A 17,507-nucleotide genomic window follows, 5' to 3' on the forward strand; every position below is an offset into this window, starting at 1 on the left:
GCAGGTCCTCGCAGGCGCGACGGGCGGGCGGCCGCGACCGCCCGCCCGCCGTGCCGGGGAGCTCAGCCGTCGGCGCCTGCCGGCAGCAGCGCGACCGCGCTGTTGGCGGGGACGGTCGCGGTGAAGGTCCCGTCCGCGGCGACGGTGTACGTCGCAGCCGCACCCTCCCCGGCCGCGACGTTCGTGTACTCGCCCGCGGGCAACGAGGTCGTGTAGGTGTGCTCCGCCTCGCCGTCACCGTTGTTGAGGGCGACGAAACCGGCGTCGCCGCGGCCGAAGGCGATCCGGTCGCCACCGTCGTCCCACCAGTCGGTGAGGTCGGTGCCCTGGACGGCGTGGTGGAACCTCACCATCCCCGCGACGGCCGGGTCGCGCTGGATGCAGCTCCAGGCTCCGCCGTCGCAGTCGGCGTCGGGCACGCTCGTCGCGGTGGCACCGGGCGCGCCGGCGTCCTTGTCGTCGAACGTGTAGCCCGTGTACAGCGACGGCGAGCCGTACGGGAACGCGAGCATGAACACGGTGGCGAGCCGGTAGGCGTCGCCGTCCTTGTACGTCAACGTCTCGCCGTTGCGCTCGGTGTCGTGGTTGGTCACGAAGACGCCGGCCTGGTCCGACGGCAGCTTGCCGTCGGCGACGCCCCGCAGGCCGGCCAGCTGGCCGCCGAACGCGTTCTTGAGCTGGCGGGCGTAGTCGAACTCGTGCACGTCGCCGCTGCCCACGTACTCGGACGGCTGGATCGGCTCGCCGCCCGCGCCGATGACCTCCTGCACCCAGTAGACGTCCGGGTCGCTCAGCTTCGCCTTGATGGCGGCGAGGTCCTCCGCAGGCATGTGCTTCGCGGCGTCGATGCGGAAGCCCTGCACGCCCAGGTCGAGCAGGTCGTTCAGGTAGCCCGCGATCTTGTCCTGCACGTCGGGCGAGCCCGTGCGCAGATCCTGGAGCGAGACGAGGCGGCAGTTCTGCACCTCGTCCCGGTCGCCGTAGTTCGCGATGTTCTCGCGGCAGTCGCTGAAGTCCGCGGCGGTGTACGGGACGCCGGGGAAGTCGTCGACGGCGAACGACGTGCCCGCCACCCCGGTCCCGGCTCCCTGGTCCGCGCCGGTGGTGTGGTTGATGACGGCGTCCGCGACGACGCCGACACCGGCCTCGCCGCAGGCGTCGACCATCGCCTCGAACTCCTCGCGCGTGCCGAGCTTGGACTCGATCCGGTAGCTCACCGGCTGGTACGACGTCCACCATGCGGCGCCCTGGATGTGCTCCTGCGGCGGCGACACCTGGACGGCGTCGATCCCGGCCGGGCCGATCGTGCTGGCGCACTCCTCGGCGACGGACGTCCATGTCCACTGGAACATGGTGAGGATGACGTCCCCGTGCGCGACGTCGGCCGCGGCGGCGGGCTCCTCGGCGGCCGACGACGGCTCGGAGCTGGCAGGGGTCGCGGTCGCGACCAGGCCTGCGGCGGTGAGTCCTGCTGCCGCCATGGCGGCGACCGCTCGCCCGGCCTGTCGACGTCGGGAGCGCGTGGTGCGTGCGTGCGTCATTGCTGTCTCCTTCGGGTCGGACGGACCCCCGTGAGGGCCCGCCGGCTCTCCCCCGGCGGCGGTGCCGGGGTGTCGTGCACGGCGGGTGGCCGCGGTGGCGACAAGCGGGAGTGCGCATTGTCGCCTTGCAGCAACATTGCAGAGAATTGCGGAACTGTCTACCCGGGCGACGGCAGAGCGCACGGTGAGGTGCGCGGCTAGCCTCCGAGCATGTCGGCCGAGACCGTCCCCGCCACCGTGGGACGACGACGTCGCGTCGGACGATGGCTACCCCTGGCGTTCGTCGTCGTGGTCGTCGGGTTCGGGGTGGCGCAGATCCTCCCTCTCCCCCGGACCGCCGAGGTCGCGGCGCCGCCCGCGGACGCCACGGCCGAAGACGTCGTGCGCGCCTACCTGGACGCGATCGACGCGCACGACTGCGGCACCGCGCAGGACCTCACCGCGCCGTCGTTCGCCACGACCACGGAGTCCATGTGCCACGACGCCGCGAGCCTGACGGTCACCGGCCTGGAGACCGTCGGCACCGGCCAGGTCAACGCCGGGTTCGACGTCGACTGGCGACTCTTCGCCGAGGACGGCTCCATCCCCGAGGGCGGGTTCGGTTGGACGTACTACCTCACGCAGGGTGACGACGGGTGGCTCATCGAGGACGCCGGGAACGGTTGACCGGGCAGATCAGGCGCCCGGGACGACCAGCCCGGAGTCGTAGGCCCACACGACGAGCTGCACGCGGTCGCGCGCGCCCGTCTTGGTCATGATCCGGCTGAGGTGCGACTTCACCGTGCTGGGCTCGAGGAACAGGGCCGCGGCGATCTCCGCGTTGGACGACCCGCGGCACAGCAGCGCGACGATCTCCTGCTCGCGCGCCGTGAGCAGACCGGTCGCGCGCGGGTCGGCCACGACCGGGCCCCGGCGGCGCGCGAACTCGTCGATGACGCGGCGCGTGAGGGTCTGGTCCACCAGGCCGTCGCCCGCCGCGACGCGGCGCACGGCGTCGACGAGCACCTCGGGCTCGGCGTCCTTGAGCAGGAAGCCGGAGGCGCCGGCCTCGAGGGCACCGAACACGTAGTCGTCGAGGTCGAAGGTGCTCACCACCAGCACGGGCACCGGGTCGGTGACGCCCGGACCGGCGAGCTCGCGCGTCGCGGTGATGCCGTCGCCTCCGGGCATCCGCACGTCCATGCACACGACGTCGGGCCGCTCGCGGCGGGCCACGCGCACGGCGTCCGCTCCGTTCGACGCCTCCCCGACCACCTCGAGGCCTTCGCTCTGCAGGATCACGGTGAACCCGGCGCGCACCACCGCCTGGTCGTCCACGAGCACGACGCGCGTCATCGGGCGCCCTGCCCGACAGGCACCCGCGGGTCCTCGGCGTCCGCGGGGCGCGGCACGACCAGCCGTACCAGCCAGCCGCCGCCGGACGTGCGCCGAGCGGTGAGCCGTCCGCCGACGAGCTCCGCGCGCTCGGTCATGCCGATGACGCCGTGCCCCGGGCCCGCCTCCTGCGGCGGGGCGGTCGCCGCCGACCGGTCGGCGGGCCCGTTGCGCACGGTGATCGCCAGCTCGTCCTCGTCGTACACGGTCTCGACGTCGACGGCGCTGCCCGGTGCGTGCCGGCGGGCGTTGGCGAGCGACTCCTGGAGCACCCGGTACACCGTGAGCTGCACCGTGGGCGGCAGGTCGTAGGGCTCGCCACGTCGCGTCTCCTGGACGCGCGTACCCGTGCTGCGGGCGAGGTCGAGCAGCGGGGGCACGTCCGCGAGCGTCGGCTGCGGGGCGGAGGGCGCGTCGTCGCCCTCGCCGGTGTCGCGGAGGATCCCGACGACGAGCCGCAGGTTGTCGAGCGTCTCCCGTCCCTGCCCGCGGATCCAGCGCAGCGACTCCTTCGCCCGCTCGGGGTCGCCCGTGACGAGCCGCTCGGCGGCGGCCGCCTGCACGACGATCCCGGACAGGTGGTGGGCCGCGACGTCGTGCAGCTCACGGGCCATGCGGCCGCGCTCCGCGAGGACGGCCTGGGCCGCGAGCGCCTCGCGCTCCCGCTCCGCCTGGGCGACGCGCGCCCGCAGCTGCGCCAGCAGCTCGCGCCGGGTGCCGATGTACGCGCCGACGAGGACGGCGCCGAGGTAGACCACCAGCGCGGACACCAGGCCGCCCCACAGCTGGGTGCCGACGGGCACGCCGAGCTCCGCCGACGACGCCGGGCCGCCCAGGACGTACCCGAGCAGCACCTGCACGACGGCGGCGCCCGCCGCGGCGCCGAGGGCCGGCCGTCGCGGGGCGTGCACCCCCACCGAGTAGGCGGCGATCAGCGTGGCCGGCGCCTGGAAGTTCATGTACGGGGGCAGCAAGGGCGCCAGGGCGAGCTGCCCGAGCAGCACCAGCGCGAGGCACAGCATCGGGAACCGGCGGCGCAGCGTGAGCGCCATCGCCTGCCCGACGAGGACGACGCACGCCGCCACCAGCGCACCGGTGCTCATCCCGTCGACCGAGGCCTGGGCGCCGAACGACTCGCCGAGGCTCGACGACACGACCTCCAGCAGCACCAGGAGCAGCGCGACGGACAGCGTCGCGACCACGCCGCCGAGCAGCGCGTCGCGGCCCGTGGGGGTCCGGACGCCGAGGGCGTCGAGCCGCCGGCGCAGCACGTCGAGCACGGGTCCTCCGTCGGTGTCGGATGGCTGTCTGGATGGCTGTCTGGATGGATCTCGGATGGCTGTCGAGCCCGGCCCACGGTACGCCGTCCCGGGGCCGGGCGAGACACGTCTCCGCTGGTCAGGCGGGTATCGATCTGATATCAGGCGAGGTCACGGCGACGAAACACCGCTCCCGCCGTGACGAGCAGCACGGCCGCCCAGGCGAGCAGCCCCGTCAGCGCCGCGGCGACCCCGACCGCCGGGCCGGCGTCCGTCGTCGCGCCGAAGAGCTGCGCGGCGCCCTGCCCTGCGGACGCGAGGGAGCCGAGGGTGATCGGCAGCCACGACGTCGCCGCCGTCGCGCCGCCGGTGAGGACGAGCGCGGCGGCCTGGATCATCGGTTCCACGAGGGCGAGCGCCACGACCACGACGATCGCCGCGACCTGCCCCCGCACGAGGGTACCGACGGCCAGCCCCAGCCACGAGAGCAGGACCATCACCGCGAGGCCCCGCGCCCAGACGCCGAACGCCTCGCCGGGCCCGATCGCCAGGCTCGCGCCGGGCGTCGTCGCGACCGCGAGGACCAGCCCGACCGCGGTGACCAGCGCGAGCGCCACCCCGATCGCGAGCGCCGCCGTCGCCGTCGCGCCCGCCTTGCCGGCGAGGATCCGCAGCCGGTCCGGCACGGCGAGCGCCGTGGGCACGATGCCGCCGGTGCGGAAGTCGGTGGTGGCCGCCAGCGCGCCGAGCAGCAGCAGGCAGAGGGCGGTGACGCCGCTGGAGGCCGACCCGCCGGGGCCGGTGCCCATGAGGTCGAGCAGCGAGCGCTGGGCCGCGGCGGACCCGAGGTCGGTGGCGGCGGCCAGCCCGGACAGGAGCTCGCTCGTGTCCGCCGGGGACATCTGCGGCCCGACGTGGAACCCGGCGTCCGCCCCGCCCAGCGACTCCAGGGTGCGCAGGGTGCGCGGCAGCACGAGGGTGAGGACCTGCACCAGGGCCATGCCCGCGAGGGCGACGACCCCGATGACCCAGGGCGTCCGGGTGCTGCGCAGCTTGAGCAGCTCGGCCCTGAACACGGCAGACATCAGCGGACTCCTTCGGTGGCGGCGGTGAGATCGAGGTACACGTCCTCGAGGCTCCGGTCGGTGGTGACGAGCTCGCCCAGCGTGCCCGCGGCGACGACGCGGCCCTGGCCGATGACGACCAGGTCGTCCGCGACCTGCGCCACCTCGCCGAGCACGTGGCTGGCCAGCAGCACCGTGCCGCCGTCGTCGGCGAAGGTGCGCAGCAGCTCGCGCAGCCACCGCATGCCGGCGGGGTCGAGGCCGTTGGCGGGCTCGTCGAGCACCAGGACCTCGGGGCGGCCGAGCAGCGCGGTGGCGATGCCGAGGCGCTGCTTCATCCCCAGCGAGTAGGTGCGCACACGGCGGTCCGCGGCGGGGATCATGCCGACGGCCGCCAGCACCTCGTCGACCCTGCGGGCGGGGAGCCGCGACGCCGCGGCGAGCACCCGCAGGTGGTCGCGGCCGGTACGCCCGGGGTGCAGCCCGCCCGCGTCCAGCAGGGCCCCGACCACCTGCGCCGGGTGCTCCAGGTCGGCGTACGGTCGGCCGTCGAACGTCGCCGTGCCGGCGTCCGCGCGGGCCAGTCCGAGCAGCACGTGCAGCGTCGTGCTCTTGCCGGCGCCGTTCGGGCCCAGCAGGCCCACGACCCGGCCCGGCTCGGCCGTGAAGCCGACGTCGTGCACGGCCTCGAAGCCGCCGTAGGACTTGTGCAGCCCTTCGATCCGGATGGTGGTCATCCGTCCCCTCCCTCGTCGTCCGGCGCTCCCGTCGTCTCACCGGCGCCGGTACCCCGAGCCTCCCCGGCGGCAGGGGGCCGGGTCTTGAGGCGGAGGGGGGAACCCGGGTTGCGCCTTTCGGGGGAGGACGCGCGGGTCAGGACCCGGTCGGACGTCGCGCCGTCCGGGTCACGACGACGCGGCGAAGAGGCGGTCGAGGTGCTGGTCGATCGCCGCCAGCACGGCCCGGGGCTCGATGACGTCGAGCTCGAGCAGGGGCGTGAACCCGGTCAGCGCCAGGAGGAGGTCGGTCTCGACGTCGGGGTCCCGGTCCGGGGAGATCTGGCCCTGCGTCGCCGCCTCGCGGACGAGCCGCCCGACCAGTGCGCGCCCCTCGCGGAGCCCCAGGGCCGCCTGCCTGCGCAGCGCCGGGTCGTGCAGCGCCTCCAGGACGTACGCGGCGCTCATGCGGCTCGACGCACGCGCGTCGGGGTGCAGGGGCAGCATCTCCGTGAGCACCACGCGCAGCACGTCCCGGGGGTGCGGCGGCCGGTCGAGGTCGGCCAGTCCCCGGGCGACCCGGTCCGAGGTCTGCTCGGCGGCGAACTCCATCGCGAAGGTCAGCATCGCCGCGCGGGACGCGAAGTAGTGCTGCAGCTGCCCCAGCGAGACCCCGGCCTCGCGGGCGACGTCGCGCAGGGTCGCCCGGGTCCAGCCGTCCCGGTCCACGACCCGCCACAGCGCGTGCGCGATCGCCTCGCGTCGTTCCTGGTGGTCCACCAGCTTCGGCAACCGGCTCCCCTTCCCCGTGTGTGTCGTACCGTGGAAATAATACAGTTGACCGAAAACAATGGCCGACGGGAGGGACGATGACCGAGCCGAGCGTGCCCCCCGCGTTCTTCAACCCGTACGCGGTGGCCATCGACGACGAGGTGGCGATCGCGCTGCTCGCCGAGATGCACATCCGCAGGGCGATCGAACGCGGGGAGTTCGACGACCTGCCCGGCAGCGGCAAGCCGCTCGACCTGCAGGACCTCCACGACCCGGACTGGTGGCTGAAGGCCTTCATGCGGCGCGAGAAGCTCGTGGTGCTGCCGCCCTCGATCCAGCTGCGCAAGGACGACGCCGCGCTGGACGGGCGCCTCGACGAGCTGTGGAGCGAGGAGGACGTGCGCGAGGAGGTCGAGGAGTTCAACAAGAGCGTCCTGCGCGCCCGCTACCAGCCCGCGGCCGGGCCGCCCCTGGTCACCATGCCGCGCGACGTCGAGGCGACGGTGGCCGCCTGGGCGGAGCGACGCGCCGCCCGGGCCGCGGAGACGCGCGCGCAGGCACGGGCCGAGGCGGCGGCCGAGGAGGACCGTCCTCGCCGGAGGGTTGGCCGGGCTCGTCGCCGGGCACGCTGACGGGGACGCTGACGGAAGCCCTCCGCCGGTGGTCCCTGTGGAGGACCGACTGCCCCTGTCGGCGCGGACCCGTAACCTGGCCGACGTGCTGCACGTCCACCGGTCCGAGCGCTCCGACGCGCTGGTCGCTCCCCTCGCCGACGTGCTCGCCGAGCCTCCGGACGACCCGTTCACCCCGGACGTCGTCGCGGTGCCCACGCGTGGCATCGAGCGGTGGCTGGCGCAGCGGCTGTCGCACCGGCTCGGGGTGGACGGCGCGTCGGGCGCCGGCGTGTGCGCCAACGTGGACTTCTCCTCGCCGTCGCGGCTGGTCGCGTCGGCGGTGACGGCGGTGACCGGCGTCGAGCCCGACGACGACCCGTGGCGCCGTGCGCGCCTCGTGTGGCCGGTGCTGGAGACCGTCGACGCGTCCCTCGACGAGGGCTGGGCCGCGCCGCTCGCGCGGTACGTCGGCGAGGCGGGCGACGGCGTGCGCCGGTCGCGCCGCGTCGCGCTCGCGCAGCGTGTGGCGGAGCTGTTCGCCGCGTACGCGCAGCAGCGGCCCGGCCTGCTCTCCGGCTGGCTCGAGGGGCGCGACGACGGCGTCCCCGACGACCTCGCGTGGCAGCCCCGGCTGTGGCGGCGGGTCCGCGAGCGCGTGGACGCGCCCGGCCCCGCGGAGGTGCTGGCGGAGGCGGTCGGCGTGCTGCGCACCGACCCGGGCGCCGTGGACCTGCCCGCCCGGCTCTCCGTCTTCGGCCCCACCCGGCTGCCGGAGGACCAGCGGCAGGTGCTCGCCGCCCTCGCGCGCCACCGCGACGTCCACCTGTGGCTGCCGCACCCGTCGCCCGCGCTGTGGGCCTCGGTCGAGGGCCTTGGCGCCCGGGGCGCCGCCGCCGGGGCGCGTCGTGACGCCCTGCCCCCGGCCGCCCGCCACCCCCTGCTGGCCTCCACGGCGCGCGACTCCGTCGAGCTGCAGCTGCGCCTCTCGGGGGTCCTCGACCCACCCGCCGACGACGCCCCCGACGTGCGGGTCGCGCACCATCCGGCGCCGCCGCCCCCGGGCACGCTGCTGGGCGCGCTCCAGTCGGCCCTGCGCGCGGACGACCCGGACGTCGCGCCCGCGCCGGTGGGTCCCGACGACCGCAGCGTGCAGGTGCACGCCTGCCACGGCCGGGCGCGCCAGGTCGAGGTGCTGCGCGAGGTGCTCACCGGTCTGTTCGCCGCCGACCCGACCCTGGAGCCGCGCGACGTCATCGTCCTGTGCCCCGACGTCGAGGCATTCGCCCCGCTCGTGACGGCCACGTTCGGCGCCGCTCCCGACGGCGTCACGCAGATCCACCCCGGGCAGCGGCTGCGCGTCAGCCTGGCCGACCGCGGTCCCGGCGTCGTCAACCCCGTGCTCGGTGTGCTGGCGACCCTGCTGCGCCTGGCCGACGGCCGCGTCACGGCGTCCGAGGTCCTCGACCTCGCCACCAGCGAGCCCGTGCGCCGCCGCTTCCGCCTCTCCGACGACGACCTGGACCGCTGGCGCGACTGGGCCGTCGAGGTCGGGGTGCGCTGGGGCGAGGACGGGTCGCGGCGCGAGCGCTTCGGCATCGACCCGCGGGTGCGGCAGGGCACGTGGGACGCGGCGCTCGACCGGGTGCTGCTGGGCGTCGCGATGGCCGAGGAGGACTCGCGCTTCGTGGGCCCGGCGCTGCCACTGGACGACGTCGGGTCCACCGACGTGGACGTCGCGGGCCGGTTCGCGGAGCTGGTGTCCCGGCTCACGGGGCTGCTCGCCGACCTCGAGGGCACGCACCCGCTGGAGCACTGGCTCGACGCCCTGGACCGGGCCGTCACGCTGCTCGCCGACCCGGCGCCGGACGACGCGTGGCAGTCGGTGCAGGCGCGCCGCGTGCTGGGCGACGTCCGGGCCGCGGGCGCGGGGCGCGCCACCGCGGGCGACGGGCTGCGGCTGGAGGACGTGCGCGCCCTGCTCGCCGACCGCCTGGCGGGCCGCCCCACGCGCGCGGGCTTCCGCACCGGCGCGCTCACCGTGTGCTCGCTGGAGCCGATGCGCGCCGTCCCGCACCGCGTGGTGTGCCTGCTGGGCATGGAGGACGGCGCGTTCCCCCGGTCCGCGACGCCGGACGGCGACGACCTCCTCGCGCGCGACGCCCTGCTGGGCGAGCGGGACAGGCGCAGCGAGGACCGGCAGATCTTCCTCGACGCGCTCACGGCGGCGCGCGAGCACCTGGTGGTGCTGCACTCGGGCGCCGACGAGCGCACCGGCGCCGCCCGGCCGCCGGCCGTCCCCGTCGCGGAGCTGCTGGACGCGCTCGACCGCGTCGGCGCGGCGGCGGACGGCGGGCCCGTCCGACGGCAGGTCGTCGTGCGGCACCCGCTGCAGGTCGTGGGAGAGCGCAACTTCGAGTCCGGCGCGCTCGGCACCTCCGGCCCGTTCAGCTTCGACACGGCGGCGTTCCGCGGCGCGGAGGCAGGTCGAGGAGACCGCGTCGATCCCGGGCTGCTCGTGCCCGCGCCGCTGGTCCTCGACGCCGCCGCCCCGACGGAGGTCGACCTCGACGACCTCGTCGCGATGCTCGAGCACCCGGTCCGCTGGTTCCTGCGGACCACCCTCGACGTGCGCGTCGCGCAGGACGAGGACGAGGTGGACGACCGCCTGCCGCTGACGATGGCGCCGCTGGCCGCGTGGGGGGCGGGCGACCGGATCCTCACCGCCGTGCTCGGGGGCACCGACCCGGGGCGCGCGTTCCAGGCGGAGTGGCGCCGCGGCCAGGCGCCGCCGCGCGAGCTGGGCCGCACCGCGCTGCGGGACGTCGTCGAGCGCGTGCAGCCGGTCGAGACGATGGCGCGACAGGTCCGCGCCGAGCACGCGGCCCGCGCCGTCGACGTGTCCGCCGCGCTGCCCTCCGGCGTCCTCGTCACCGGCACCGTCCCCGGCGTGCACGGCGGCCGCGTCGTGCGCGCGGAGTACTCGAAGCTCGGCCCGAAGCACCGCCTGCGCGCCTGGGTGCAGACCCTCGCCCTCGCGGCGTCGGGCGGCGGCGGCGGGCTGCCCGACGGGCAGCAGTGGCACGCCGGCACCGTGGGCCGGGCCCCCGGCCGGGGCGCCAAGGCGGCGTGGAGCCTGATCCAGGCGCCCGACCCGGCCGACGCGGCGCGCCTCCTCGACGACCTCGTCGCCCTGCGCGCCCAGGCCGCCCGCGCTCCTCTCCCCCTGCCCCCGGACGCGTCGCACGCGTACGCCGTCTCCCGCGGAGGCGGCACGGGCGACCCCGGCCAGGCGACGAGCGAGGCCCGCTTCACCTGGAACGGCGGCTTCGAGAAGTCCGACGCGTATCACCTGATGGTCTGGGGTGACCCGAGCGGACCTGGGTCGTTCGACGCGATGGCTGGTGTGCCGGACGACGACGACCGGCGCAGGTTCCCCGACGAGCCCTCGCGGCTGGGGGCGCTCGCCCGCCGCGTCTGGGACCCGTTGCTGGCGCACGAGCAGAAGGGCACCAAATGACGGCCGGGGCGGGCTTCGACACCGACGCGACCGGCGGTCTGGCGGGCGTCCCGGACCGTCCGGTCTTCGACGTCTGCGGCCCGCTGCCGGAGGGCACCACGGTGCTCGAGGCCAGCGCCGGTACGGGCAAGACGTTCACCATCGCTGCGCTCGCCACACGGTTCGTCGCCGAGGGCCGCGCCGAGCTGCGCGAGCTCATGCTCGTGACGTTCGGCCGGGCGGCCACGTCCGAGCTGCGTGACCGCGTGCGCGAGCGGCTGGTGAGCGCCGAGCGCGCGCTGCGCGGCCCGGACCCTGCCTCCAGCGACGACCCGGTCGTGGCGCTGCTCGCCGACGTCGACGGCGAGGAGCTGGACCGCCGGCGCGCCCGGCTCGCCGCCGCCCTGTCGCAGCTCGACGCCGCGACCATCACGACGACGCACGGCTTCTGCCAGCAGATGCTCACGTCGCTCGGCATCGCGGCCGACGTCGACCCCGCGGCGACGTTCGTCGCCGACGTCGCCGACCTCGTGCGGGAGGTGTCCGACGACCTGTACGTGCGCCGCTTCTCCGGCGAGGCGCACCCCGCACTCACCCCGACGATGGCCGCCGACCTGGGCCGGGCCGCCGTCAGCGACCACCAGGCCTGTGTCGAACCCGCCGAGCCGGGCGGGGGCGCGCCGTCCACGCCACCCCCGTCCACACCGGGCGCGCTGCGGCGGGCCGTGGCCCAGGAGACGCGCGACGAGACGCTGCGCCGCAAGCGCGCGCAGCACCTCCTGGACTACGACGACCTGCTCGTCATGCTGCGCGACGCGCTCGCCGACCCGGTGCACGGCCCCGTCGCCGCCGAGCGGGTGCGCTCCCGGTTCCGTGTGGTCATGGTCGACGAGTTCCAGGACACCGACCCCGTGCAGTGGGAGATCCTGCGCACCGCGTTCCACGGGCACCGCACCCTGGTGCTCATCGGCGACCCCAAGCAGGCGATCTACGCCTTCCGCGGCGCCGACGTCGTCGCGTACCTCGACGCACAGCAGGACGCGACCGCCGTCGCCACGCTCGGCACCAGCTGGCGCAGCGACGAGCCGCTGCTGCGGGCCCTCGACACCCTGCTGGGCGGGGCGGCGCTGGGCGACGAGCGCATCGTCGTGCGGCCGGTGGACGCCGCGCACCGCGGGTCGCGCTTCGACGGCGGCGCGCCGCTGCGGCTGCGGCAGGTGACGCGTGCCGCGCTCGGGATGTCGCCCGGCGAGACGCCGCCGGTCGGTCCGCCGCGCCAGCTCGTCGCCGCGGACGTCGCGGCCGACATCGCCGCGCGCCTGGGCCGCGACCGGCTGGTGGACCCGGACGACACGAGCGGCGACGGCAGCGACACCGGCGCGTGGCGACCGCTCGAGCCGCGCGACGTCGCCGTGCTCACCCGCACCAACGCGCAGGCCGAGGCGGTCCGGTCGGAGCTGACGAAGCGCGGGGTGCCCGCCGTCGTCTCGGGGTTGTCGAGCGTGTTCGCGACGCCGTCGGCCCGCGACTGGCTCACCCTGCTCGCCGCGCTGGAGCAGCCGGGCGCTCACGGGCGGGCCGCGGCCCTGGCGCTGACGCCGTTCGTCGGCTGGGACGCCGAGCGGCTCGCCACGGCGGACGACGCCGCGCACGACGCGCTCGCCGACACGGTGCGGCGCTGGTCGCGGCTGCTGTGGTCGCGGGGGATCGCCGCGCTGCAGGAGGCGGTGACCCGCGACGGCCTGGCGGAGCGGCTGATGCGCACCAGCACCGGCGAGCGCCACCTCACCGACCTGCGGCACGTGGGCGAGGTGCTGCACGCCGCAGCGGTCACGGAGGGGTTGGGCGCCTCCGCGCTCACTGCATGGCTGCGGCGGCGCATCCGCGAAGCCGCCCAGGACTACGACGAGGAGCGCAGCCGCCGCCTGGAGACGGACGCCGCGGCGGTGCAGGTCGTCACGGTGCACGCCAGCAAGGGCCTGGAGTTCGGCGTCGTGTACGTGCCGTTCGCGTGGGACCGGTTCGAGCCGCGCCAGCCCGAGGTGCTGCGTTTCCACGCCGGCGACGGGCGCCGCATCCTCCACGTGGGCGGCCCGGGCTCGTTCGGGTACGACGCCGCCCTGGAGCGCCACCGCCGCGAGGAGGGCGGCGAGGACCTGCGGCTGCTGTACGTGGCGCTGACCCGCGCCCGGCACCAGGTGGTGGCGCACTGGGCGCCGTCGAAAGCGAACTCCGCGAAGGCGGGCCTGACGCGCGTCGTCCTGGGCGACCGCACGCTCGGCGGCGAGCCCGCGCCGCACGCGCCCCAGCAGGCCATGCGCGACGACGCGGTACGGACGGCGCTCGGTGCCCTCGCCCAGGGCTCGGGCGGCACGATCGCCGTCGAGGAGGCGCCCGCCACGCCGTCCACCGAGCGTTGGCGCCCGCCCGTGGACGACGTGCCCACGCTCGGCGTCGCGCACCTCGACCGGGTACCCGACCCGACGTGGCGGCGCGCGTCGTACTCCGCGCTCACCGCCGCGGCGCACGTCGGTCGCCCGGGCGGCCTCTCGCCCGCGCCAGGCCCGGCCGAACCCGCGACGGGGGGAGTCGAGTCCGAGCCGGAGGGCGGCGGCCTGCAGGACGAGCCGGCCGAGGCCGCGCCGACGGCGGTCCGTCCCGTCGGCGCCGTCGGCGAACCCGGGGAGGCGCCCGGCGCCGATCTGCCGTCCCCGATGTCGGGCCTGCCGGCCGGCACGGGCTTCGGCACCCTCGTGCACGAGGTGCTGGAGTACGCCGATACGGCGGCCCCCGACCTCGACGCGGAGCTGCTCGCGCGGTGCGCCGCGGCGGCGACCACGCGGGTGCCGGGCACGGACCCTGCCGAGCTCGCCGCCGCGCTGGGCGTCGTCGCACGCACGCCGCTCGGGCCCCTCGCGGGCGGACGCACGCTCGCCGACCTCACGCCGCGCGACCGCCTGGCGGAGCTGGAGTTCGAGCTCCCGCTCGCCGGGGGCGACGGCGACGTGGGCGGTCCCCCGGCCGAGGGCGCCACCCTGGCCGGGATCGCGGCGCTGCTGGGCCGCTACCTGGGTGCGGACGACGCGTTCGCCGCGTACCCCGCCGTGCTCGCCGAGCTGGCGGCGGCCGACCCCACGGCCCGCCCCCTGCGCGGCTACCTGACCGGGTCGATCGACGCGGTGCTGCGGGTGCCCGCGGACGACGGTGCGCCACGCTTCCTCGTCGTCGACTACAAGACGAACCGCCTCGGCGCGTTCGACGCCCCGCTCACGGCGCACGACTACCGGCCCGAGGCCACCGTCGACGCGATGCTGCACGCCCACTACCCGCTGCAGCTCGTGCTCTACCTCGTGGCGCTGCACCGCTACCTGGCGTGGCGGCTGCCGGGCTACGACCCGGACGTGCACCTCGGCGGCGGGCTCTACCTGTTCGTGCGCGGCATGTGCGGCCCGGCCACGCCCACGGGGCCCGACGGCGCGCCGCACGGCGTGGTGTCGTGGGTGCCGCCGCGGGGCCTGGTGCCCGCGCTGTCCGCGCTGCTGGACGGAGACGACGCATGACCGACACCTCCACGCTCCCGGGCGGCCCGGTCGAGGCCTCCGGCGACGTCCGCCTCGCCGCCGCGGCGCCCGGGCTGCTGCGGGAGTTCAACGCGGCCGGACTCGTCGCCGCGACGGACGTGCACGTCGCGACGCGGCTCGGGCGGCTGACGGGCGAGGACGACGCGACGGTGCTGCTCGCCGTCGCGCTCGCCGTCCGGGCGCTGCGGGGCGGGTCGGTGTGCGTGCGGCTCGACGACCCGGACGAGCTCGCGGCGCTCGCGCTGCCCGAGGACGCCGACCGGGGCGACGCCGCCGACGGTCCCGACGCCGCCGCTCCCCCGCCCTGGCCGGAGCACGAGGCCTGGGTGCGGGCGATCGAGGCCAGCCCGCTCGTGACGGTCGGCGCGGACGGCCCCGAGGACCGGCCGGCCCGCTGGGTCGGCGGGCGGCTGTACCTCGACCGGTACTGGAGGGACGAGCTCACGGTGCGACGGCTGGTCGACGCCCGGCTCCAGGCCCCGCCGCTCGTGCCCACCGGCGCCGACCGGCTGGACGCGGCGCTCGCCCGGCTGTTCCCCGAGGCCGGCGACGTACGGCAACGGCTCGCGGCCGCGCACGCCGCCGGCCGCAGGCTCACGGTGCTCACGGGCGGGCCGGGCACGGGCAAGACGACGACGGTCGCGCGGCTGCTCGCCGTGCTGCAGGACGTCGCCGGGGAGCCCGCCCTGCGGGTCGCGCTCGCCGCGCCGACGGGCAAGGCGGCCGCCCGGCTGCAGGAGGCGGTCCGCGACGTCGTCGGCGCCCTGCCGCCCGAGGACCGCGAGCGCACCGGCCGACCGGAGGCCACGACCGTCCACCGGCTGCTCGGCTACCGCAGCGCGACCCGCTTCCGGCACCACGCCGGCCACCACCTGCCGCACGACGTCGTCGTGGTGGACGAGACCTCGATGGTGCCGCTGTCGCTCATGGCGCGGCTGCTCGAGGCGCTGCGCCCGGACGCGCGGCTGGTGCTGGTCGGCGACCCGGACCAGCTCGCGTCGGTCGAGGCCGGGGCGGTGCTGGGCGACCTCGTCGCCAGGCCGCCGGTGGTCGGGAGCCTCGCCGCGCACGTCACCACCACGCCGCCCGACGAGCCCGCGGGGGACGACGACACGGCCCTGGCCAACGGCGTCGTGCGGCTCGTCACGGTGCACCGACAGGGCGAGGACTCCGCGATCCTGCCGCTCGCGGCCGCCATCCGCGACGGGGACGCGGACGCCGTGCTCGACGTCCTGCGTGCCGGGGTCGGTGGCGTCGAGCTCGTCGAGGCGGACACCGAGCGCCTCGACGAGCACGCCGTGCAGGGACTGCACGACGACGCGGTCGACGCCGGCCGACGGCTCGTGGCCGCGGCGCGGGAGGGCGACGCGGCCGGCGCCCTCGAGGCGCTCAACGCGCACCGCGTCATGGTGGCGCACCGGCGGGGCCCGGTCGGCGTGGCCCGCTGGGCCGCACAGGTCGAGGCCTGGGTGGAGGAGGCGACCGCCGACGGCACCCTCGCCCCGGCCGTCCCCGGGTCGCCGTGGGTCGTGGGCCGTCCGCTGCTGGTCACGAGCAACGACGCCGACGTCGGCCTGTACAACGGCGACACCGGCGTGCTCGTCGCGGAGGGCGACCCGGCACACGCTCAGGACGAGGCGGTCGCGGTCGTCGCGGTGTTCGGCGACCCGCGCGCCCCGCTGCGGGTGCGCACCCACCGGCTGCCCCCGGTCGAGACCGTGCACGCGATGACCGTGCACCGCGCGCAGGGCAGCCAGTTCCGCCGCGTCTCGCTCGTGCTGCCCCCGCCGACGTCGCCCCTGCTCACCCGCGAGCTGCTGTACACGGCCGTCACCCGCGCGCAGGAGTTCGTGCGCGTGGTGGGCACCGCCGACGCCGTGCGCGCCGCCGTCGCACATCCCGTCCGCCGGGCGAGCGGCCTCCGCGAGCCGCTCCCCTGACGCCCGCCCACCACGGAATAGGAGTCGCGCTCCTGCGGGTTGTCCCAGGCGATGAATGCCGACGCCCCCACCCCCGCGCCCACGTCCCCCCGCCTGTCCGTGCTGGACCTCGTCCCGGTCCGCACGGGCCAGTCCAGCCCCCAGGCGCTGGCCGCCTCGCTCGCGCTGGTGCGCCGGGCGGACGAGCTGGGCTTCGAGCGGTACTGGTTCGCCGAGCACCACAACATGCCCGCGGTCGCGGCGTCGACGCCTCCGGTGATGATCGCGGCGGCCGCCGCCGTCACGGAACGCATCCGCGTCGGCTCGGGCGGGGTCATGCTGCCCAACCACGCGCCGCTCGTGGTGGCGGAGCAGTTCGCCGCGCTGGAGGCGCTCGCGCCCGGGCGGGTGGACCTCGGCCTCGGTCGCGCGCCCGGCTCCGACCCGGTCGTCACGGCGCTGCTGCGGCAGTCCGGCCCGACGTCGGACGTCGAGCGGTTCCCGCAGCACGTGCGCGACATCCTGTCGCTCATGAGCCCCGACGGCGCGGCCCTGCGCCTCGGCGACGGCAACCTCTACGACGTGCACGCCACCCCCGCCGCCGACGGCACCCCGACCGTGTGGCTGCTCGGCTCCAGCGACTACTCGGCCCGCCTCGCCGCGGAGCTGGGCCTGCCGTACGTGTTCGCCAACCACTTCTCCGGCGCGGGTGTCGACCAGGTGCTCGCGCTGTACCGCGACGGCTACCGCCCGAGCCCCGACCACCCGGAGCCGCGGACGTTCCTCACCGCGAACGTCGTCGTCGCGCCGACCGCGGTCGAGGCGCACGAGCGTGCGCTGCCGCAGCTGCGGTCGATGGCGCGGCTGCGCACCGGCAAGCCGATGGGCCGCGCGGAGACGGTCGAGCAGGCCGCCGCCGAGCCGCTGGACCCGATGGCCGAGCAGATCGTCGCGGACATGCGGTCGCGCTGGGTGGTCGGCGAGCCGCACCAGGCCGCCGCCCAGCTGCGCGACCTCGCCACCCGGCACGGCGTGGACGAGGTCATGGTGGTACCGGTGGCCGGGTCCTACGAGTCCGAGCCGCTGGACGCCACGCCCGGCCGGGTCCGCACCCTCGAGCTCCTCGCCGAGGCGCTCGCCGCCTGACACCGGGAGACGGCCACGGAACCACC

Annotated in this window: 12 protein-coding genes; 6 read left to right on the forward strand and 6 right to left on the reverse strand. The window is 76.4% G+C overall.

The annotated features are described in order from the left end of the window. Positions 1 to 62: 62 nt before the first annotated feature. On the reverse strand, positions 63 to 1,541 hold the full coding sequence (locus ACFQ8E_RS19290) for an alpha-amylase family protein (RefSeq protein ID WP_430552180.1): 1,479 nt from the start codon (positions 1,539 to 1,541) through the stop codon (positions 63 to 65). A gap of 210 nt (positions 1,542 to 1,751) precedes the next feature. On the opposite strand from ACFQ8E_RS19290, the gene ACFQ8E_RS19295 reads away from it, so the two are divergent. Further along, positions 1,752 to 2,207: a hypothetical protein gene (locus ACFQ8E_RS19295; RefSeq protein WP_430552181.1), complete on the forward strand. Its 456-nt coding sequence runs from the start codon at positions 1,752 to 1,754 to the stop codon at positions 2,205 to 2,207. A gap of 9 nt (positions 2,208 to 2,216) precedes the next feature. Here the strand turns inward: ACFQ8E_RS19295 and ACFQ8E_RS19300 are convergent, their stop codons facing one another. The 5 genes from ACFQ8E_RS19300 to ACFQ8E_RS19320 all read right to left on the reverse strand — a co-directional run bounded on the left by ACFQ8E_RS19300 (position 2,217) and on the right by ACFQ8E_RS19320 (position 6,746). Then, a complete protein-coding gene (locus ACFQ8E_RS19300) occupies positions 2,217 to 2,876 on the reverse strand; it encodes a response regulator (protein WP_430552182.1) in 660 nt (219 codons plus the stop codon). Continuing rightward, entirely contained in the window at positions 2,873 to 4,195 is a 1,323-nt protein-coding gene (locus ACFQ8E_RS19305; RefSeq protein ID WP_430552183.1) for a sensor histidine kinase, read from the reverse strand. The genes ACFQ8E_RS19300 and ACFQ8E_RS19305 overlap by 4 nt, the downstream gene beginning before the upstream one ends. A 140-nt stretch (positions 4,196 to 4,335) precedes the next feature. Continuing rightward, positions 4,336 to 5,259 (reverse strand): hypothetical protein, encoded by a 924-nt coding sequence (locus ACFQ8E_RS19310; protein WP_430552184.1) that lies wholly within the window; start codon positions 5,257 to 5,259, stop codon positions 4,336 to 4,338. After that, complete coding sequence (locus ACFQ8E_RS19315) at positions 5,259 to 5,975, reverse strand: ABC transporter ATP-binding protein (protein WP_430552185.1); 717 nt, start codon at positions 5,973 to 5,975, stop codon at positions 5,259 to 5,261. The genes ACFQ8E_RS19310 and ACFQ8E_RS19315 overlap by 1 nt, the downstream gene beginning before the upstream one ends. A gap of 168 nt (positions 5,976 to 6,143) precedes the next feature. Continuing rightward, complete coding sequence (locus tag ACFQ8E_RS19320) at positions 6,144 to 6,746, reverse strand: TetR/AcrR family transcriptional regulator (protein WP_430552186.1); 603 nt, start codon at positions 6,744 to 6,746, stop codon at positions 6,144 to 6,146. A gap of 77 nt (positions 6,747 to 6,823) precedes the next feature. Here ACFQ8E_RS19320 and ACFQ8E_RS19325 point away from each other — a divergent pair, with 77 nt between their 5' ends. The 5 genes from ACFQ8E_RS19325 to ACFQ8E_RS19345 all read left to right on the forward strand — a co-directional run bounded on the left by ACFQ8E_RS19325 (position 6,824) and on the right by ACFQ8E_RS19345 (position 17,481). Then, a complete protein-coding gene (locus tag ACFQ8E_RS19325; protein ID WP_430552187.1) occupies positions 6,824 to 7,357 on the forward strand; it encodes a DUF1992 domain-containing protein in 534 nt (177 codons plus the stop codon). An 85-nt stretch (positions 7,358 to 7,442) separates the two neighbouring features. Beyond that, complete coding sequence (gene recC, locus ACFQ8E_RS19330) at positions 7,443 to 10,856, forward strand: exodeoxyribonuclease V subunit gamma (protein WP_430552188.1); 3,414 nt, start codon at positions 7,443 to 7,445, stop codon at positions 10,854 to 10,856. Further along, complete coding sequence (locus ACFQ8E_RS19335; protein ID WP_430552189.1) at positions 10,853 to 14,395, forward strand: UvrD-helicase domain-containing protein; 3,543 nt, start codon at positions 10,853 to 10,855, stop codon at positions 14,393 to 14,395. The genes recC and ACFQ8E_RS19335 overlap by 4 nt, the downstream gene beginning before the upstream one ends. Beyond that, positions 14,392 to 16,356, forward strand: coding sequence for an exodeoxyribonuclease V subunit alpha (recD, locus tag ACFQ8E_RS19340; RefSeq protein WP_430552190.1), 1,965 nt, complete (start codon positions 14,392 to 14,394; stop codon positions 16,354 to 16,356). Before ACFQ8E_RS19335 ends, recD begins: the two co-directional genes overlap by 4 nt. 51 nt (positions 16,357 to 16,407) lie before the next feature. Continuing rightward, on the forward strand, positions 16,408 to 17,481 hold the full coding sequence (locus tag ACFQ8E_RS19345) for an LLM class flavin-dependent oxidoreductase (protein WP_430552191.1): 1,074 nt from the start codon (positions 16,408 to 16,410) through the stop codon (positions 17,479 to 17,481). Positions 17,482 to 17,507 lie beyond the last annotated feature (26 nt).

Source organism: Isoptericola sp. NPDC056573, assembly GCF_042793335.1.
Classification (GTDB): Bacteria; Actinomycetota; Actinomycetes; order Actinomycetales; family Cellulomonadaceae; genus Isoptericola.